Source organism: Burkholderia sp. COPS (assembly GCF_019425585.1).
GTDB lineage: Bacteria > Pseudomonadota > Gammaproteobacteria > Burkholderiales > Burkholderiaceae > Burkholderia > Burkholderia cepacia.
Genome location: NZ_WIXR01000037.1, coordinates 120,509 through 138,112 on the forward strand (window position 1 = coordinate 120,509; position 17,604 = coordinate 138,112).

13 protein-coding genes and 1 pseudogene are annotated in these 17,604 nt (G+C 63.9%); 4 read left to right on the plus strand and 10 right to left on the minus strand.

Translation table 11 applies throughout. The features are described from left to right. Positions 1-20 precede the first annotated feature (20 nt). Positions 21-2,786, minus strand: a complete 2,766-nt coding sequence (locus FOZ70_RS27895) for a LuxR C-terminal-related transcriptional regulator (RefSeq protein ID WP_219707276.1) — start codon at positions 2,784-2,786, stop codon at positions 21-23. 275 nt (positions 2,787-3,061) lie between these two features. Here FOZ70_RS27895 and FOZ70_RS27900 point away from each other — a divergent pair, with 275 nt between their 5' ends. Beyond that, positions 3,062-3,526, plus strand: coding sequence for a nuclear transport factor 2 family protein (locus FOZ70_RS27900; RefSeq protein WP_230944191.1), 465 nt, complete (start codon positions 3,062-3,064; stop codon positions 3,524-3,526). Between the two features lie 77 nt (positions 3,527-3,603). Here FOZ70_RS27900 and FOZ70_RS27905 read toward each other — a convergent pair whose 3' ends face one another. After that, a complete protein-coding gene (locus FOZ70_RS27905; RefSeq protein ID WP_219707277.1) occupies positions 3,604-5,271 on the minus strand; it encodes a fatty acid--CoA ligase in 1,668 nt (555 codons plus the stop codon). Between the two features lie 416 nt (positions 5,272-5,687). Between FOZ70_RS27905 and hchA the strand changes: the two genes are divergently transcribed. Next, positions 5,688-6,569, plus strand: coding sequence for a glyoxalase III HchA (gene hchA / locus FOZ70_RS27910; protein ID WP_059484402.1), 882 nt, complete (start codon positions 5,688-5,690; stop codon positions 6,567-6,569). Positions 6,570-6,753: 184 nt separating this feature from the next. Here hchA and FOZ70_RS27915 read toward each other — a convergent pair. Continuing rightward, positions 6,754-6,849: pseudogene (locus tag FOZ70_RS27915) on the minus strand (TetR family transcriptional regulator); the annotation flags it as partial. A 203-nt stretch (positions 6,850-7,052) separates the two neighbouring features. After that, positions 7,053-8,171 carry a helix-turn-helix transcriptional regulator gene (locus FOZ70_RS27920; protein ID WP_219707278.1) on the minus strand — a complete coding sequence of 373 codons (1,119 nt, stop codon included), beginning with the start codon at positions 8,169-8,171 and terminating at the stop codon, positions 7,053-7,055. A 236-nt stretch (positions 8,172-8,407) separates the two neighbouring features. Between FOZ70_RS27920 and FOZ70_RS27925 the strand changes: the two genes are divergently transcribed. Beyond that, positions 8,408-10,489: a hypothetical protein gene (locus tag FOZ70_RS27925; protein WP_219707279.1), complete on the plus strand. Its 2,082-nt coding sequence runs from the start codon at positions 8,408-8,410 to the stop codon at positions 10,487-10,489. A 365-nt stretch (positions 10,490-10,854) separates the two neighbouring features. On the opposite strand, the gene FOZ70_RS27930 is transcribed toward FOZ70_RS27925, so the two are convergent. The 5 genes from FOZ70_RS27930 to FOZ70_RS27950 form a co-directional block, all read right to left on the minus strand. Further along, positions 10,855-11,778, minus strand: a complete 924-nt coding sequence (locus FOZ70_RS27930; protein WP_219707280.1) for a LysR family transcriptional regulator — start codon at positions 11,776-11,778, stop codon at positions 10,855-10,857. A 123-nt stretch (positions 11,779-11,901) separates the two neighbouring features. Then, positions 11,902-12,459 (minus strand): ester cyclase, encoded by a 558-nt coding sequence (locus tag FOZ70_RS27935; RefSeq protein ID WP_060147537.1) that lies wholly within the window; start codon positions 12,457-12,459, stop codon positions 11,902-11,904. 125 nt (positions 12,460-12,584) lie between these two features. Continuing rightward, positions 12,585-13,631, minus strand: coding sequence for a polysaccharide deacetylase family protein (locus FOZ70_RS27940; RefSeq protein WP_219707281.1), 1,047 nt, complete (start codon positions 13,629-13,631; stop codon positions 12,585-12,587). A gap of 223 nt (positions 13,632-13,854) precedes the next feature. Then, positions 13,855-15,189 (minus strand): MFS transporter, encoded by a 1,335-nt coding sequence (locus FOZ70_RS27945; protein ID WP_258025745.1) that lies wholly within the window; start codon positions 15,187-15,189, stop codon positions 13,855-13,857. 36 nt (positions 15,190-15,225) lie between these two features. Further along, positions 15,226-15,618: a hypothetical protein gene (locus tag FOZ70_RS27950; RefSeq protein WP_219707282.1), complete on the minus strand. Its 393-nt coding sequence runs from the start codon at positions 15,616-15,618 to the stop codon at positions 15,226-15,228. A gap of 98 nt (positions 15,619-15,716) precedes the next feature. On the opposite strand from FOZ70_RS27950, the gene FOZ70_RS27955 reads away from it, so the two are divergent. Beyond that, complete coding sequence (locus FOZ70_RS27955) at positions 15,717-16,679, plus strand: LysR substrate-binding domain-containing protein (RefSeq protein ID WP_219707283.1); 963 nt, start codon at positions 15,717-15,719, stop codon at positions 16,677-16,679. Positions 16,680-16,881: 202 nt separating this feature from the next. Here the strand turns inward: FOZ70_RS27955 and FOZ70_RS27960 are convergent, their stop codons facing one another. Next, positions 16,882-17,592: an SDR family oxidoreductase gene (locus FOZ70_RS27960; RefSeq protein ID WP_219707284.1), complete on the minus strand. Its 711-nt coding sequence runs from the start codon at positions 17,590-17,592 to the stop codon at positions 16,882-16,884. Positions 17,593-17,604: the final 12 nt, after the last annotated feature.

Below are 17,604 nucleotides of genomic sequence, written 5' to 3' on the forward strand. Positions count from 1 at the left end.
CGTCTGCGGGCGCAAGCCGTTCATTCGCCGCCGGAGCGCGTGCGGGACGCTTCGAGCGCCAACCCGCTGCGCACGGCCTGGATGCGCGACGTGACGTTGAGCTTTTCGAAGATGTTCTTCAGATGCCACTTGATCGTCTCCGGCGCGACGCGCAGCGCGCGGGCGATTTCCTTGTTCGAAAGCCCGCGCGCAACGTAGTCGAGGATCTCGACTTCCCGTGCGCTCAGGTTGCCGGCCACGCCAGGCCGCCCGGCCGGCGTCGCGCCCGCGGCGCGCTGCGCGTCGAACGCGCGCATCAGTTCGCGCGGATACCACGCCCCGAGCGCCGGAAACCGGTCGAGCCGGTTCTGCACGCGCGCCAACATGCGCTCGACCGGCGGACCTTCGTCGACGAAGGTCCGCACGAGGCCGTTGCCCTGACCGTATTCGAGCGCGCGGGCGAGCATCGCGAGCGCCGTCTCTTCGTCGCCCGCCTGTTCGCACGCGAGCGCGCGCAACACGGCCGCCTGCGCCGCCAGCCAGTCGAACCCGCGGGCGGCAAGCAACTCGTGCACGGTCGCCATGACTTGCGCGGCCTCGTCCGCGCGCGCATCGGCAAGCAGCAGGCGTGCACGTGCGGATTGCGCCATCTGCCATGTCTCGACCTGGCTCGACGTAACTTCCGGCGGCGCCTCCGACACCAGCGACGCGAGCGCCCGCCCGACGCGATGCGCCTGCGTCGGCTTCCCGGCGTCGAGGTGAAGCCGGATGCCGGTCGCCATGCATGCAACGCGCAGCCGCAGCCATTGCCGGCTGCATGCGATGTGATCGGCCTCGTCGAGCAGTTCGTGCGCGCGCGCTTCGTGCCCGGCCTGGAACTGCAGCAATGCGGCGGTCTGCACGAACCTGAGCAGCGGCCCCAGCGAACACGCCTGCATCGCGATGTCGAAGCGGTCGGCCTGCGCGTCGCGCACCTTCTGCCAGTCGTTCCATTCGTAGTAAATGGCCGACAGGTAACCGGCCGACAGCGCCGTTGCCGCCGACAGGCGCCCCGCCGCCCGCTCCGCGGCACGCAACGCCGTTTCGAACGTCTTCGACGCGTCGTGCAAGCGGCCGGCGACGAACTCCGCGAGGCCGGACATGTTCTGGCGATACACGTTCGCAAACAGCGGTTCGTGGCCGGACGCCGCGCGCTCGGCCCGCGCCCGGAGGTCCAGCGCGTCGTCGAGGCGGCCCGCGTACCCAAGCCCGAAACTCAGCGTGGTCTGCCCGATCTGCTCGACCCACGAGCCGGACGGCGGGCCGGCCGCGAGTACGCGCTCGCCCAGGTGCAGCGCGTCGATGCTGCGATCCGACAGCGCGACGATCAGCGAGCGGACGGCCAGCAGCTCGGTCGCCGTGACGGCATCGGTGTCGAGCCGCCCCGCATCGATGTCGGCTTCGAGCGCATCGAGTGCGTGCCGCGCGTCGATGATCTGCATCGCCAGTGCCAGCGCCCAGGCATGCGCGATCCGCAGCCGCAGCCGGCCTGCCAGCGCCTGCCCGGGCAGGCGCGACACCCAGTCGAGCACGGTGCGCACGTCGCTCGACGCGATCAGCTTCATCGCGCATGCCTCGACCCAGGCGGCGGCCGCATCGAAATCGCCCGCTGCAAGCGCGTGCCGGACGGCGTCCGGCCACTGCCGCTCCGCCGCATACCACTCGCTCGCACGGCGATTGAGCGTCGCCACCGCATCGGGCTCGCGCAGCGCCAGTTCCTCGCGCAGGTACTGCAGAAACAACGCGTGATAACGATAACGCTGGCGGTCGCCATCGATCGACCGGATGAAGAGGTTATGCCCGATCAGCCAGTCGAGGCAGCCGAGCGCATCGTCCCGGCCGGTCAGCGCATCGCACAGCGCCGGCGTCATCCGGTCCAGCACGGCCGTGTGCAGCAGGAAGCGACGGATCGCGTCCGGCACCTGCGTCATCACGTTCTCGTTCAGGTACGCGGCGATGCCGGCCCGGGCATGGCTGACCTGTTCGGCCACGCGCGCCGCATCGTTGTCGTCGTTCAATGCAAGCGCCGCGAGTTGCAGGCCCGACACCCAGCCCTCGGTGGCCGCGCGCAGGCGCTCCACATTTGCCGCGTTGAGCGGCTTGCCGGCGATCAGCTCGAAGAACGAGCGCGTTTCGGTATCGTCGAAACGCAAGTCGTTCTCGTCGATTCGCACGAGCTGGTCGCGCGAATCGAAGTAGCTGAGCGGCAGCGCCGGTGCCGAACGGCACGACAGCACGACGTGAAGGTTCGACGGCGCATAGCGCAGCAGACCGAACATCGCGTCGTGGATGACCGGCGACACGAGGCGATCGAAGTCGTCGAGCATCAGGAACAGCTCGACACCCGAACTTTCCAGCTCGTTGAGCAGCTCGTCGAACACGACCTTCAGCGGAATCAGTGCGCGGTCGCGCAGCATCTGCCGGGCATGCGCGCCGACCCCGCCCGTCGCGTCGACGATTGCCGCGACGACGTAGGACGAAAAGATCGACGCGTTGTCGTCGTCCTGGTCGAGGCTCACCCATGCAACCTTCCTGTCCGATTCGACCAGCGCGTTGCGCCATTCCGCCAGCAGCGTCGTCTTGCCGTACCCGGCAGGTGCGCAGACGAGCGTCAAACGGCGATCGAGGCCGCGGCGCAGCCGCCCGAGCCGCGTGATGCGCGACACGATCCCGCTGGCCGACGGCGGCGCGAGCTTGGTGCGCACGAGCACTTCGATCGTGTCGGCGTCCGCCGGGCTGGTTGATCGTCTGTTGTCCCTCGGCGTCATGCTGTTCACGTTCTCCTCGCGCACTGCGCGTATCCGCCCGTCCGGAAAAGGCACCGCCGGCTGCCCGGGCGCGGCGCTCCGCAACAGCATAGCGAGTCGGCGCCGGCCGTCAAAAGTAGGTGATGTCCGTACCGATCCGCCCGCGCGCGGCGCCGCGTCGCGGTCGGCTCCAAAGGACCCGCATTGTTCTTGAACGGGCGCACAATGTTCAGCCCCCCATTCGGGGGGTACCTCGCCCGACAATGTCGTTTCATTCTGGCAACTCGGCATCGCGGGTGACCCGCGCCGCCACCGACGCTGCGCTTTCCCCAGGAGCCGCCATGAACAGTCGCGACGCCGTCGCCGCGTTTTTTGACCGGTATCGCCGGCATGACATCGAAGGGATGCTCACGATGTTCGCGCCGGATGCCACCCTCGACTACGTGCCGATCGGCGTGACCGGCCGGGCGGACGTGCAGGGCAAGGCCATCTGGGCGGCGCTGCTGGACGCATTTCCGGACCTGCACAACGAGGTCGACGCCATTCATGCGGACGACGCCGGCCGTCACGCCACCGCCGAAGTCACGATCGGCGGCACGCAGGTACGCGAATTCGCCGGCATCCAGAACCGCGGACGCACGTTCTCCCTCCGGCATGCGTTCGTGTTCGAGTTCGATACCGACGGCCGCATCGAGCGGCTCGTCGCTTACTGGGACAACGTCCGGCTCTTCGAAGATCTCGGCAAGACGACCCTCGGGTGACGTCCTCCGCACGCTTCCGTTGTGCCGACCCGGCGCCGCACCGCAAGGGCGAGCGGCGCCCGGCGGCAACGCCGCACTCAGTCGGGCTCGTAGCGCTCGCGCAGCGCGCGCTTGTTGATCTTCCCGACGCTCGTCTTCTCGATCGCGTCGACGATCAGCAGGCGCTCCGGCACCGCATAGCGCGAGATCAGCCCGCGGTCGGCCACCTGCTTCACATGGGCCTGCAACTCCGCCGGCCCGACCCGGCCCACATGCTCGTCAGCCAGCACGACGAGCGCGAGCGGACGCTCGCCCCACCGCGCGTCCTTCACGCCGATCACGGCCGATTCCCGGACGGCCGGATGGCGCGACAGGATGTCCTCGAGCTCAAGCGACGACACCCATTCGCCGCCCGTCTTGATCACGTCCTTGATCCGGTCCGTGATCTGCAGCCGACCGTCCTTGTCGATCACGCCGATGTCGTTCGTATGAAGATATCCGCCGGCCCACAGTGCGGCCGATGCCGCCCCGTCGCCGAGATAACCCTGCGTCGCCCACGGCATCCGCACGACGATTTCTCCCGCCGACCGGCCATCGTGCGGCACGTCGCGAAACTGGGCGTCGACAATGCGCAGGTCGACGAGCGGCAGCGGCAAGCCTGCCTTCGTCCGGCGCGCGATATCGTCGTCGTCCGTCGTGTAGCCGGCCCCGAGCGGCGGATCGACCTGCGCGATCGTCATCAGCGGGCAGGTTTCGGACATGCCGTAACCCGTGTACACCTCGATGCCGCGCGCGAGTGCCGCCCGCGCCAGCCCCTCGGGCAGCGGCGAGCCGCCCACGATCACCTTCCACGACGACAGGTCGATCCCGGCCAGCGCCGGGCTGTCGAGGATCATCGCAAGCAGCGTCGGCACGCAGTGCGAGAACGTCACCGATTCGCGCGCGATCAATGCGAGCAATCCGTCCGGCGAATAGCGCCCCGGATAAACCTGCTTGAGGCCGAGCGCGGTCGCGATATACGGGATGCCCCATGCGTGCACGTGGAACATCGGCGTGATCGGCATGTAGACGTCGTCACGATGGATGCGGCCGCGATCGCGCGCGCTCGACAACGCCGCCATGCCGGCCAGCGTGTGCAGCACGAGCTGACGATGAGTGAACGCCACGGCCTTCGGCAGCCCCGTGGTGCCGGTCGTGTAGAACGTCGTCGCGCGGGTCTGTTCGTCGAAATCGGGGAACACGAAATCCGGCGGGCTGGCGCTGACCCAATGCTCGTACTCGTCGATGAACCCGTCCGGAAGGTCGATCTCGGCTCCGTCGCCGATCAGCACGAACCGTCTCACCGTTTCGAGCCGGTCGCGAATGCCGGCGAGCATCGGCAGAAAGTCGCGATGCACCAGTGCAACCTGCGCCCCCGAATGATTGAGGCTGTACAGGAGCTGATCGGGAGACAGTCGAACGTTGGCGGTCATCAGCACCGCCCCCATCATCGGAATCGCGAAATAGCATTCGAGATAACGATGGCTGTCCCAGTCCATCACCGCGACCGTATCTCCGGCCCCGACGCCGATCGATGACAACCCGCTGGCGAGTTGACCGAGACGATGGCGGAAGGTCCAGTAGTCGTGGCGCACCTGGTCGCCGTAAACGATTTCCTGTTCCGGCCGCGTCGCCAGCGGGGTGTGAAGCAATTGCTTGACCAGCAGCGGATACGTGGACGCGGACGGCAATGGCTCATCCCGGGAGCCGGAATGCGAAGGGTTCATGAGAGTCTCCGTGAGCGGCGACGTGGCCCGATTCAAGGTTTCTGGCGGCCATGCAGGCCGTCGTCGACGCCGGTTCGCGTCGGCCAGGGTGACAGTCAAGATACCGTACCGGCATGCGCCGGACACCCCCACGTTTTGGGGGGGACAAGCCGTCATGGCGGATCGGCCATGCCGCGCCCGATCGCGCGGGTTGCACTCGCCCGGCCGGGCGCGAACCCACCTGATCGGGGGGGCAATTAATCCCGACCGCGTTGTAAGATCTCCGGGCATGCTCGCGCGGCCTGACGACATCGTCGTCTTCGCCTCGAAGTGCAAAGGAGACCTACCGAGCCGACTCAAAGGCATTCGTCGGTGGAGCACGGCCAATCGTCGACGCCCCGCCGATTCCTGAACCATGTCCAGTGAAAGGAGCAGTCATGACCACCGAGCCGCAGCAAACGGACAAGATCCCCTCGCCCGATCCGGCCGAGAACAATGCGTACTTTCCGTCTCCGTATTCGTTGTCGCAATACACGTCTTCAAAGACCGACTTCGACGGCGCGCATTACCCGAACCCGTACAAGGGCGGCAAGTGGAAGGTCCTGATGATCGCGACCGACGAACGCTACGTCCTGATGACGAACGGCAAGATGTTCTCGACCGGCAATCATCCGGTCGAGATGCTGCTGCCGATGCATCACATGGATCAGGCCGGCTTTGAAATCGATATCGCGACGCTTTCGGGCAATCCCGCCAAGCTGGAGCTGTGGGCCATGCCCGGCGACGACGAAGCCGTGCAGTCCACGTACCAGAAGTACCTGACGAAGCTCAAGACGCCGCTCAAATTGTCCGACGTGCTCGAGAAGGACCTCGGCGCCGATTCGCCGTACATCGCGGTGTTCATTCCCGGTGGCCACGGCGTGCTCGCCGGGATTCCGCACAGCAAGGAGGTGAAGCGAACCCTCAAGTGGGCGCTCGACAACGACCGGCACATCATCACGCTGTGTCACGGCCCGGCGTGCCTGCTGTCGGCGGCCGTCGACGAGGATCCGCAAAACTATCCGTTCAAGGACTACGAGGTTTGCGTGTTCCCGGATGCCCTCGACAAGGGGCCGAATCTCGATATCGGGTACATGCCGGGCCCGCTGCCGTGGCTCGTCGCCGAAAGCCTCGAAAAACTCGGCGCCAAGGTGTTGAACAAGGACATGACGGGCCGGTGCCATCAGGACCGGAAACTGATCACGGGCGATAGCCCGCTTGCGTCCAACAACATCGGCAAAATGGCCGCCGCGGCACTGCTGAAGGAAGTCGGGAACTGACGACCGGCGTGCATCGCGCAATTGCACTGGTGTTACGCATCACCAGTGCAATTGCTGCCGTCATCGGCGCCGGCGACAGGCAACTGTTTCCCCCGGGACGGGTGCGCTCCGCGTTCGATCCGTTGGCGAAGCCTTCGTCGAGCATGGGTGCGCTTCAATGTCGACTAAACCGCAATCCCCGATTTGCTTCCGCCACGAGATGGTCCTTCGACTCGAAGTGCCGATAGAACCCGCCTGGGGTCAAGCCGGCAGCCGACATGATGTCGGCAATCCCCGCACCTTCCCGTCGACACTTAGGACCCTTCGTGTTCGAGAACGTGCCACGGCTCGCGACGCGGGCGTCACCTTCTCGACCAGACTGGGCAGATCCTGCGCCACTACGACTACGCCGTGAACGAGACGGCGCGCGCCAGCGGCGAGATCGACGGTCTCGCGCAGAGCCGGAAAGCGACTTATCCCCACCCGGCGAGCGGTTTCGAAGCATCAATCACCGCGCGAATGCCGAGGTAGCACCCAAAGCATCCGTCCCACTGCCTCGGCCTGGTTCCGGGTGTGCGTCTTCTCGTAGATCGCGCGCAACTGGGTGCGAATGGTCGCGAGCGACACGCCCGCGCTGGCCGCGCATTCGTCCGGCGTCTTGCCACCGATCAACGCTTCGGCGACGGCGGCTTCCGCGCTCGACAAGCCGAACGCCTGCCGCAGCTGTTGCGCGGCGACGAGCGGCGCCCCGCTACGTTGCCTGGCCGTGACGAGCAGCGTCGCATCGCCGAGAACGGCATGCCGCCCGTGTCCGGACAAGGCGGCGATGCTCAGAAAGACTTCGTGCGCGGCGTTCACGGTGCTGGACAGGGCCAGACTCTCGCTTTTGCGGGTTTTCGCGACACGCCCCAGCGCCGCCTTGAGCGCGTCATTCTGAGGCGCACTTACCGCGCCAAGATGACCGTTCTCGAGCTTGATCCAGGTGGCCGCGCGAAGCATCGCTTCGGCCGCCCTGTTGACGAACACGATGCGTGCATGCCGGTCCAGCGCGAAGACGGACAGGCCCAGTTCCTCCATCAGTTCGGTACCGAGTGCCGCATCGCGATGCAGTACCCTGGCGTCCTGCCACAGGTTGATCGAACGTTGCAGATGCCCGGCCATGCCGGTCAGCGTCGCACGCTCTTCCGGTGAATAGGGCGGGCGCCCGTGCGCGCGCAACAGCCCGAGCAAGATGTTGTCGCTACCGGGGCGGGCGAACCGGATGCCCATCAGATAGCGAATGCCCGACGGAATCTGATAGTCCTGGAAGAATTCGCTGCGTTCGATATCGCGCTCGGTCAGGTGATCCTGGCAGCAAACGAATTCGCCTAGCGGTGCATTCTCCACGAAGCCTCGGCGTGGATCGAGCGCGCCGTAATACTGGTCGTAGAGCGCGACGATCTCGTCGAATTCCGCGCGCGGAGAATAAATCGAGAATTTCGGCGCATTGCGCGCGGCGTCCCAACTGAACATGTGAAATACATTTGCACCGAGGCTTTCGGATACCCGGTGAAAGACTTCGAGAAATCCATCCGGATGCAGCGCGGCCTCGTACAGGTCCCCGATGAGTTGGTCACGGTGCATGTTCCCCCCGTCGCTTCGCGATCTTCGTATGTTGATTTTGTCTGACGATATTGCTTCGAATACCGAATGTTTTCAGGCTAACACAGGTTATTTGCATGCAGTGCCATGTTATTTCCTGATTTTCATCCACCTGAATGATGATCAAAAAAAATGGCTTTGCGAGAATCCCGGCCATTCAGCGTGCATCAGCAGTGCATATGGCACGTATCAACCAGCAGGCTCTCGGGGGAAAAACAATGAAGCTCACACCTGTCGTATCCGGTATTGCAGTGCTCGTCCTGTCGGCTTGCGGCGGCGGTAGCAGTTCGTCCTCGTCGCCTGCCGAACCAACCGCACAGACGGTCAGCGGGGTCGCGGCCGCCGGCGCGGCGATGCAGGGTTCCACCGTGAAGCTGGTCGATGCCACCGGCAAAGCGGTTGACTGCCCGGCCGATGCGTCGACCGGCGCGTTTCATTGCACCGTGACGGGCTTGAGCGCGCCGTTCGCATTGTCCGCGTACGGCAACGTCGCCGATTCGCAGGCCACGCTGATCGCGCTCAGCGCGAAAGCCGGCACGCAGACCATCAACATCACGCCGATAACGAACGCAATCGCCGCCACGATCATCGGCGACAACCCGACGAAGCTGCTCGCCGACACCGGCTTGCTGCAGAGCAAAGTCACCGCGCAGGCGGTTGCGAGCACCGTGCAAGCTTATTCGTCTGCGTTATCGGACCTGCTGGCCGCGACCGGCAATACGGGTGTCGACCTGATTTCCGGCCCGCTGACCGCCGGCGCACCGGGCCTCGACCGGCTGCTCGACCAGGTAAAGGTCAACGTGCTGCCGGATGGCGGCGTCCAGATCAGCTCGGTGGCAGGCGCGTCCAGCGATACGCCGGTACAGCTTCAGCTCGCACCGGGTGTCGCGCCGCAGGCCAGCGACAAGGCGAGCCTGCCGGCCGCCGCGACCATCAACGGTACGGTCGTGTCGAATTTGCCGAGCGCCAGCGATCTGGCAGCATTGCAGACCGCACTCAACCAGTGCTTCGCCGGCTCGACCGGCACCGCGCGCACGGGCGGCAGCGTAGCGGCGTGCGGCCGGATCTTCGTGGACGACGTCGCAGCGAGTGCGCTGAACGCCGGCGTGCCGGCTGCATATCTCAACAACGGGATGTCGGCCGACCAGGAGTTCGGTGCAGTGGCCGGCAGAACGCCGGGTATCGTCGCCGACGATGCAATGAACAACGCCAGCTTCAGCTTGCCGGAAGTCATCCGCGTCGTTGCCGGTGACACGATGTGGGTCAAGCTCGCGTGGACGCGCAGTGACGGCATTCGCGACGGCATGCAGCAGCACGTGCAACTGGCGGTGCGGGCGGGCAGTCTCGTGAGCGGTGACAACGGCTGGCGCGTGGTCGGCAATCAGCGCGCGGTACTGACCAAGGTGAACGCGAACGCACAAAAATGGGACTGGCTGAATCCGGCCAACCCGTCGACGGGAACCAATGCATTCGTCGATTCGCTCAACCTCCAGGTGGGTGCTGTCGATGCGGCCGGTACCGCCGTGGACTTCGCGATCGTGAACGGCCCCGGCTTGCGCAACGGCGTGTTCCTGCAGCCGTCGAGCGGCACCTGCGACACCTTGAACATCCGGGCGCAGATCGCGAGCGGGCAGACGCCGGCGCAGCTTGCCGCGCTGTCGAAGAATGCGCTGTGCCGCAACAATTTCCGCCTCGCCGGCGTCGCGCAGGATCCGGCCAGCCAGGGCCAGTTCACGTGGCCCGGCGACGCGCCGCGCAACAATACCGCGTGGGCGAAACCGCAACTGAGTGCCGCCGAGCTGGCCGACATCAAGCCGTTCAGCGCCTATACGATCGACGTATATCAGAACGGCAACACGTCGACACCAGCCAAACACTATACGGTTCGGTTGCGTACGCCGTCGCCGCTTCCCGAAGCGCTGCGCCAGTATGCGTGGCACGAGCTGGCGCAATCCACGCGCGACAAGCTGACGCCGGGCACGGCCGATACATTCGTGGGCGGCACGACCTTCCCGCTGGCCTGGACGTCGAAGGCCGGACTGCCGTTCGTCAAGCGCGGCAACGTGCAGATTCGCGCAACCGCGGCCGGGCAGACGGCGGCGACGTTCGTCAACGGTGCGGCATCGGCGTTGCCGGCCCAGCCGGGCGCTGCGGTGACGCTCAACGTGCCGGGCGACCAGGGCGTGGCGTTTCCGTCGGTCGCCGGCTGGACCGGCAGCACGGACTTCTCGTTCGTGAATTTGAACTGGTCCGATCCGGTCGACACGCTCTTTACCGAGTCCTTCGAGTACGACCGGTAACGGGAGGCCCAAAATCGGCGCTCGCTGATGGTCCCGTGCATGCCGGATCACCTTGGTCGTGTCCGGCTGCGAGGAAAACGGCGAGCGTCGCGTCGAACCCGGCTCCGTTTCGTCGAGTAGCGGGGTCGTCTCTTCCCGAGCCGTAAGAAAACGGCGAACGGACATTCCGTGAAGCGATGCCTCGCGTCCGGCCCACACGTGATGGGTCCAGGTCACCCTGTACAGGCGGCGAGCATTCGCGGCATTTCCGGCACGACAGAAACGCCTCGAAACCATGAGTGCCGCCGCCCTCCCCGCGACTCGCCCACTGGCCGCAAAGATCTCCGCGGATACAGTTCAAACCGATAGCCGCCGATAAAGGCGAGCTATCGCAGAAACGGCGCCAACGCTCCGGATGCTTCGGAGAACTGCTTTTCGAGGAAGTCGAGCAATGTGCGCACGCGCGGTGCCATATAATGCGTGCGCTGAAAGAGTGCGTTCACTGGCACGTCCGGGCAACGCCACTCCGGCAGGAGCAGTTTCAGCCGCCCGGCCTGCAGATCTGCGCCGATGTCCCAGATCGACTTCATGGCCACGCCGCGACCCTCTATCGCCCATTCGCGGGCAAGCGAACCGTCGTTCGTTTGACGTGAACTGTCGAGCGGTGCCGTGAACAATGCTGTCTCGCCGTCGCGCGCGAAACGCCAGTTGTTCGCCGCGCCCGCTGCCGAAGAAAGTACGACGAACCGATGTTCGCGCAAATCGTCGGGATGGTTCGGCATGCCGTGCGCGGCAATGTAGTCGGGCGACGCACATAGTGCACGGCGATTGTCGGCCATGCGCTTGGCGACCATCGAACTGTCGGCCGGCACACCGAAGCGGATCGCGAGATCGATGTCGTCCTGCAGCAAATGTGACAGCGAATCGGACAGGACCAGCGTCAGCGTGACGTTCGGGTGGCGTTCGTTGAATTCGTCGAGCCATCGACGTAGCACGGTGCGTCCGAAATCGGACGTCGCCGACACGCGCAACGCCCCACTCACCGACGCCCGTCCGGCCTGCAACGCAGCGCGCGCATCTTCCAGGGTTTGCAGCGCATGCTGGCAATGTACGAGATACAGGCGACCTTCGTCAGTGAGGCGCAGCTTGCGGGTCGACCGCTCGAACAGCTGAGTATGGAGTTCTCCCTCGAGCTTCACGAGCCGGGCGCTCGCCGCGGCGGGAGAGAGGCCGAGTTTTCTGCCGGCAGCCGAGAGACTGCCTTGGCTTGCCGTTTCAACGAAGAGGCGAATATCACCGAGATTGTCCATGATCGCGTCACGCGAAAATAATGATGGGTTGTGCCGCGCGATGCCCCGCGTGGGCCCCGGCATGGTAACGCGCCGCAGATCGAATCAGGAAAAGCCGACCGGCGGGATCGACCCCATGCCCATTTACCTGGCGACCACGCCGAGTTGCTGGAGGAACGTCAGATTGTCCTCGAGGTGCCAGTTGTCGGTGATCTTGCCGTCGCGAACGCGATAGATGTCCGTCGCGATGAAGTCGACCACCTGCCCCTTTCCTTGCACGCCGTTGAAGCTGCCCGTGAAGTGACCGGTGAAGTGCAGATGAGTGATGACGCGGTCGCCTGCGACGATCATCTGTTCGACCTCGGCGTGAACGTCCGGCACGGCACCATGGAAACCCTTCGATGCCGCGAGCGGCCCCGCGATGCCCTGCGGCCGGCCGGCGGGCAACGTGCGGTCGGTGAAATCGGCCGCCAGCGCCTCGCGAGCCTGTGCCTCGTCACCCGTGCTCCAGAAGGTATCGTAAAGGCGTGCCGCACGGATCTGTTGCTCGGCCTGATGCTTCGACAGACTCTTGTCGACAATCAGTGTCTTCGGCTGCACGAGATTGTCGTCGGTGGCGGAAACGGCAGGCAATGCGGCAGCAGCTGTGGCGGCGGCCAACGCGATGCGGGAAACGACGGAAACGACGGTGCTGGTTTTCATGTCAGGCTCTTTTGCGGTGTGCTCGAAAAAAATTAAAATGAATCCGGAAATGATGCGGCTTTGAATGTTCAGGCGGGAATGCGTACTGCGCGATCGAATCAGTGCGCAGTCGCTCGGGCAGTACCCTAGATCGTCTCGCTTTCGCGTACCGTAATCGGGCTTTGCAGGACGAACCGTGCAATGTCGTCCTTGCGCATGAACGCAACGCCGGGATGACTCTTCGCATAACGCAGAAACGCGTCCCATGCACGTGTCATCTGCGGCGTTCCGCTGATACGGTCATGCGCGCTGATCGACATCATGCGTCGACGCGATCCCGCCTCTTCGTATAGCTGATCGAAATCGAACTTGATCTGTTCGAGGAATTTTTCCGGAGAGTAATTCCGGCCCTCGACCAGCAGGATGTCGTTATTGCGCAGTGTGTACGGAACCACAACGAAATCCTTGCCGTTGACCTTTTCGATGAACGGCTCATCACGGCTCGTATCGTCGATGTGATAGACGTAGCCGAGCTCCTGCAGCAACGACAGTGTGTTCGGGCCGCGTCGCAGCCAGTTCGCGTTGTAGCCGATCGGGCGTTGACCTGTTACCTCTTCCACCATCGATCGCGCCTGGATCAGGAACTCGCGTTCCTGTGGCCGCGACATCGCGTACTGCGAGTTCCACGTCGGCCCGTGGCCCGAAGCCTCATGGCCGCGCGCCACGATCTCCCGAGCAATCTCCGGATGCCGCTTCGCCGCCTCGCCGATCATATGAGCCGTCACCTTCACGTCGTGGCGATCCCAGAGATCCAGCATCCGGGGAATCCCTTCGCGATATCCATACGCAAACCACGCTTCGGCGGCCAGATCGGCGGGGACACTCGCCGGGAAATCGACCTTCGGGAACGGATTGTCGGCCCCCTTCGGGGGCTGCCCGCCCGCCTCGAACTGCATCGAGATTGAAATGACCAGCCGCGCGCCGTCAGGCCAGAATTCTCCCCGCCCGGGCGCAGCTGCCGCGTTCGATTGGGAATGACTCGTTTGCGCGTCGACCTGTGCCGTTTGAAGCATCGCACCGACGGCGAAAGCACCCGCGCCGACACCGGCCTTGGTCAGGAAGGAACGGCGCGTCGGCTGATCCGGCGCCTGATTGACTGAATCACGATCCGTTTGATCGACCTGAATTGCCATAGTTGAACTCCTCACGACGCACAAGCGCGTCTCTGTCACCGCATTGCGGTGCGTGATGACGAATGAACAGATATTGAATGTCGCGCCAAACCGTGCGCGTGGAATGAATTCTCGGCAAACGCCCATATTTTGAAAATGGGCCTTGAAATGAATAGACTTTCAATCCAGACCAAAAAATTCGGATCTCACCGAGACAGGTCAGGCAAACTCGGCATGCGTCTCTTCACTGCCTCGCCACCCGCCGGTAAATCGTGGTGAGTAATGCCGCCGCCAAAGCACTCAGTGCCAGCAACATGGTCGGCCCGATCGCATCGTGATGACGGTCTTTCAACCACCCGAACGCGATTGGTCCGGCGAAGCCCGCAAGGTTTCCGAAACAATTGATCGTCGCAATCCCCGCTGCCGCGGCCGTGCCGGTCAATCGCATGGTCGGCAGATGCCAGAACAGAGGCAATGCGGTCAGCGTGCCCGCAGCGGCGAGTGAAAGCCCCGCGATCACTGCCGGCAGAGCACCGCTGAACGATGCGCTCAAAATGAAACCAACCGATGCCACACCGGCGCCGCCTACGACATAGGCCGCCCAGTTACCCGCGCGGTCCGCGCTACGTGCTCCGATATTCATCGCCAGCACCGCGATCAAATAAGGAATCGCACTGCAAACGCCGATCCACGACAGTTTTGTCAGCCCCGTGTCCTTCACGAGCGTCGGAAGCCAGAAGCCGATTCCGTACAGACCGACGAGCAGCAGGAAATAAATCGTCGTCAGCAACACCATCTCCGATGCCGACAACCTGGATGCGCGCTGCGTCTCTTCGGCACGAACTGCATTGACGTCGAGGCCTCGCAACACCGCATCCGCCTCTTCCGGCGACAGCCAGCGGGCATCGTTCGGGCGACTCGGTAGCAGATAATGCACGGCGAGACCCACGACGACCGTCGGCAAGCCTTCAATTACAAAAGTCCATTGCCATCCGGACAGCGCCGCGAATCCGTCGAGATTCGTCATGATCCAACCCGACAGCATGTTGCCGACAATGCCTGCGACCGCCGTCGCGCTCATGAACAGCGTCGTCATCCGGCCGCGCCGGTGAGCAGGAAACCAGTAGGTCAGGTACAGCACGATGCCAGGGAAAAATCCGGCCTCCGCTACGCCGAGGATCAACCGCTGCAGATAGAAAGTGGCAGGAGAATGTACCCACGCCGCCGCGGCCGAAACGATCCCCCAGGTCACCATGATGCGGGCAATCCACACGCGCGCGCCCACACGATGCAGCATGAGGTTGCTCGGTACCTCGAACAAGAAATAGCCGACGAAGAATATGCCCGCGCCGATACCGTAGACGGTGTCGCTCAATCCAAGATCACCCGCCATCTGCAGCTTCGCGGCCCCGACGTTCACCCGGTCGAGATACGCAAGAACCTGAGCCACCAGAAGCAACGGCATCAGCTTCCAACCGATGCGTCGATACAGTGCGTCGAGATCCGCGGGCGACGAGTGTGCCGAGATTGCTTTTCGTTCGTCGGGTGTCTCACACCCGGTGCTGCGCATGATGTCCATTTCAGTCTCCATGAATTGTTGTTAGCACGTTCCACGTCATGCAGAAGCCCCCGTCCCGGCGTGGGTCCCGTCACGAACGGTCTTGATGTACGGCGCGCCGCTGAAATCGCAGACGAGTACGCAGCACTGCCAGCCGAACGCCGGCTGGATACGCTCGACGTCGTCTTGCACGACGTCGTGAATCAACCTCCCCATTTCGTGCAGTACCGGTTCGCTCCTGGGCTTCGTCAGCAACAGCCTGACGACGATGAATTCGTTTGTCGGATCATCTCCGGACAAGAACTGTTCGGCCGTATAGGTGCGGCTCTTCAATTCGGCGAGCAAGGCATGCCCTTGTGCCGCGAGCCGTTCGTGCAACGTGCTCGTCAAGGATCGGAAATCGATCAGTCTCGCAATCCGGGGCGTGGATTCGATGATCAGGTGCGGCATGTCTTCACCTCTGTTGAAAGAATGCGTGAGTGAGAGGTTAGGATTCGGATCACCTGATGTAAATTTATGTTTTGCGTATCGATTCATTAGCCTCTGTTATGTATTCAGCCATCGATCTTCGCCTGCTGCGCAGCTTCATTGCGGTCGCACGCTCGGGCAGCGTGACCCGCGGCGCAGCCCGGCTGCATTTGACTCAATCGGCACTCTCGCAGCACCTCCGTGAGCTCGCGGATCTGCTCGGCGTGACGCTGTTCGATCGGGTGGGTCGCGGCATTCTGCTCACTCAAGCGGGAGCGGACCTGTTCGCCGAAGTCGAGCCGATCCTGGAAAAACTCGACGTGACGCTTGCCAACGTCCGGAACCGCTCGCTCGAAGTTCACGGCACATTGCGCATTGGTGCGATTGACACCTACGCAAGATCGCTCGTGATACCGACGATATCGACGCTACTCGCCCGGCATTCTCAGCTGCGCGTGTCCGTTCACGAACTCCCGGCCGCGGCGATCGATCAAGGGCTGATCGAAACTGAACTGGATATCGGCGTGTCGTTCTCTCACTTGTCGAATGCGGACATCGAGCAGAGAACAATGTTCACGGAACGGCTGGCGCTCGTCCGGCGATCCACCCGTCGCAGGGCCGGAAAGACCGTCAGCCTGCAAGAAGTTGCGCGCCAGCCGCTCGCGCTGCTGAATCGGACATTCGCCATGCGCGGGCAAATCGACGCCGCATGTGCGAATGCAAACATTGCGCTGGACGTTCGCGTGGAGGCTGCCAATGTCGACTCGCTGATACGGCTCGTCGAGCATGCCGACTACGCAACAATCGCGAGCCCGCTGGCAGTGCAGGCCGGCTCGCGAATCGAAACGACGACTATCTCGGACGACGGCCTGGCGCGCATCGCTGCGTTGCGCTGGCGCCGCGGCAGGACCTTTACCCCCGCCATGGAGTGTTTTGAAGAAGCGATGTTGCAAACGATCCGTTCGTCCGGCCTGGAAACGCCAGGCGGCGATGCGTTACGCATGTCGGAACCGTCCCGCCGTCCGCGTATTCGACGGCGCTGACGGCGTCCTGAACACGCCTGTTGCGTAGGCGGAACGGCTGTTCAGGAGGCGGATACTCCCTTTCGCCCCAACTCCGGACGAACGTGAGCGATTCACGAAGGAATTCCGCGAAAACGCGGACGCGCGGTACCAGCTGAAGCTACGGGAACTGACCGACTATCGGTACGATCCACGCCCGCCCGGGTTGTCCCGGCGCAGGGTGCTATGCGATCGCGCCGCCACCGTCTACCAGCACCGTCGAACCCGTCGCATAAGGGGTCGACGCGAGGTAGAGCACGGCGTTCGCGACGTCCTCGGGTTGTCCAACTCGACCGACCGGCAATCGCGCCGCCGCGCCTTCGTACATCCGGTCGCGCGCTTCCGCATCGATCTTCGACCAGAGAGGTGTCGCAATCAGGCCCGGGGATACCGTGTTGACACGTACCGGCGCAAGTTCAAGCGCAAGGCCTCTCGCCAACGATTCAAGCGCTGCGTTGATCGCGCCTTGCAAGACCGAATTCTTGCTCGGCCGCACGCTCAGAAAGCCCGACACAAACGTCAGGGAACCGCCTTGCCGAATGCGGACGGCCCGTGCGATGCGATACGCTCCCCAGAACTTGCTGTCCATCGCCGCATAGGCGTCATCAAGCTCCAGACCACGCACCGGCCCCGTGGCTGTCTGGGCGGCCGATACGACAACGTGGTCGAATTCGCCCGCCGAATCGAGAAATGCACGGACGCTCGCGTCGTCGGTAATGTCCATCACGCCGGTGCTCACGCCATAACCGATCCTGTCTTTGCTCGCCGCCAGCCTGGCTGCATCGCGCGATGCAATCGTCACTGTCGCTCCGGCCTCCGCAAATGCACGTGCGGTCGCTTCACCTATCCCGGAGCTTCCGCCAACCACCAACACCTTTTGATCATCGAGTTTCATCGCCCGTTTCCT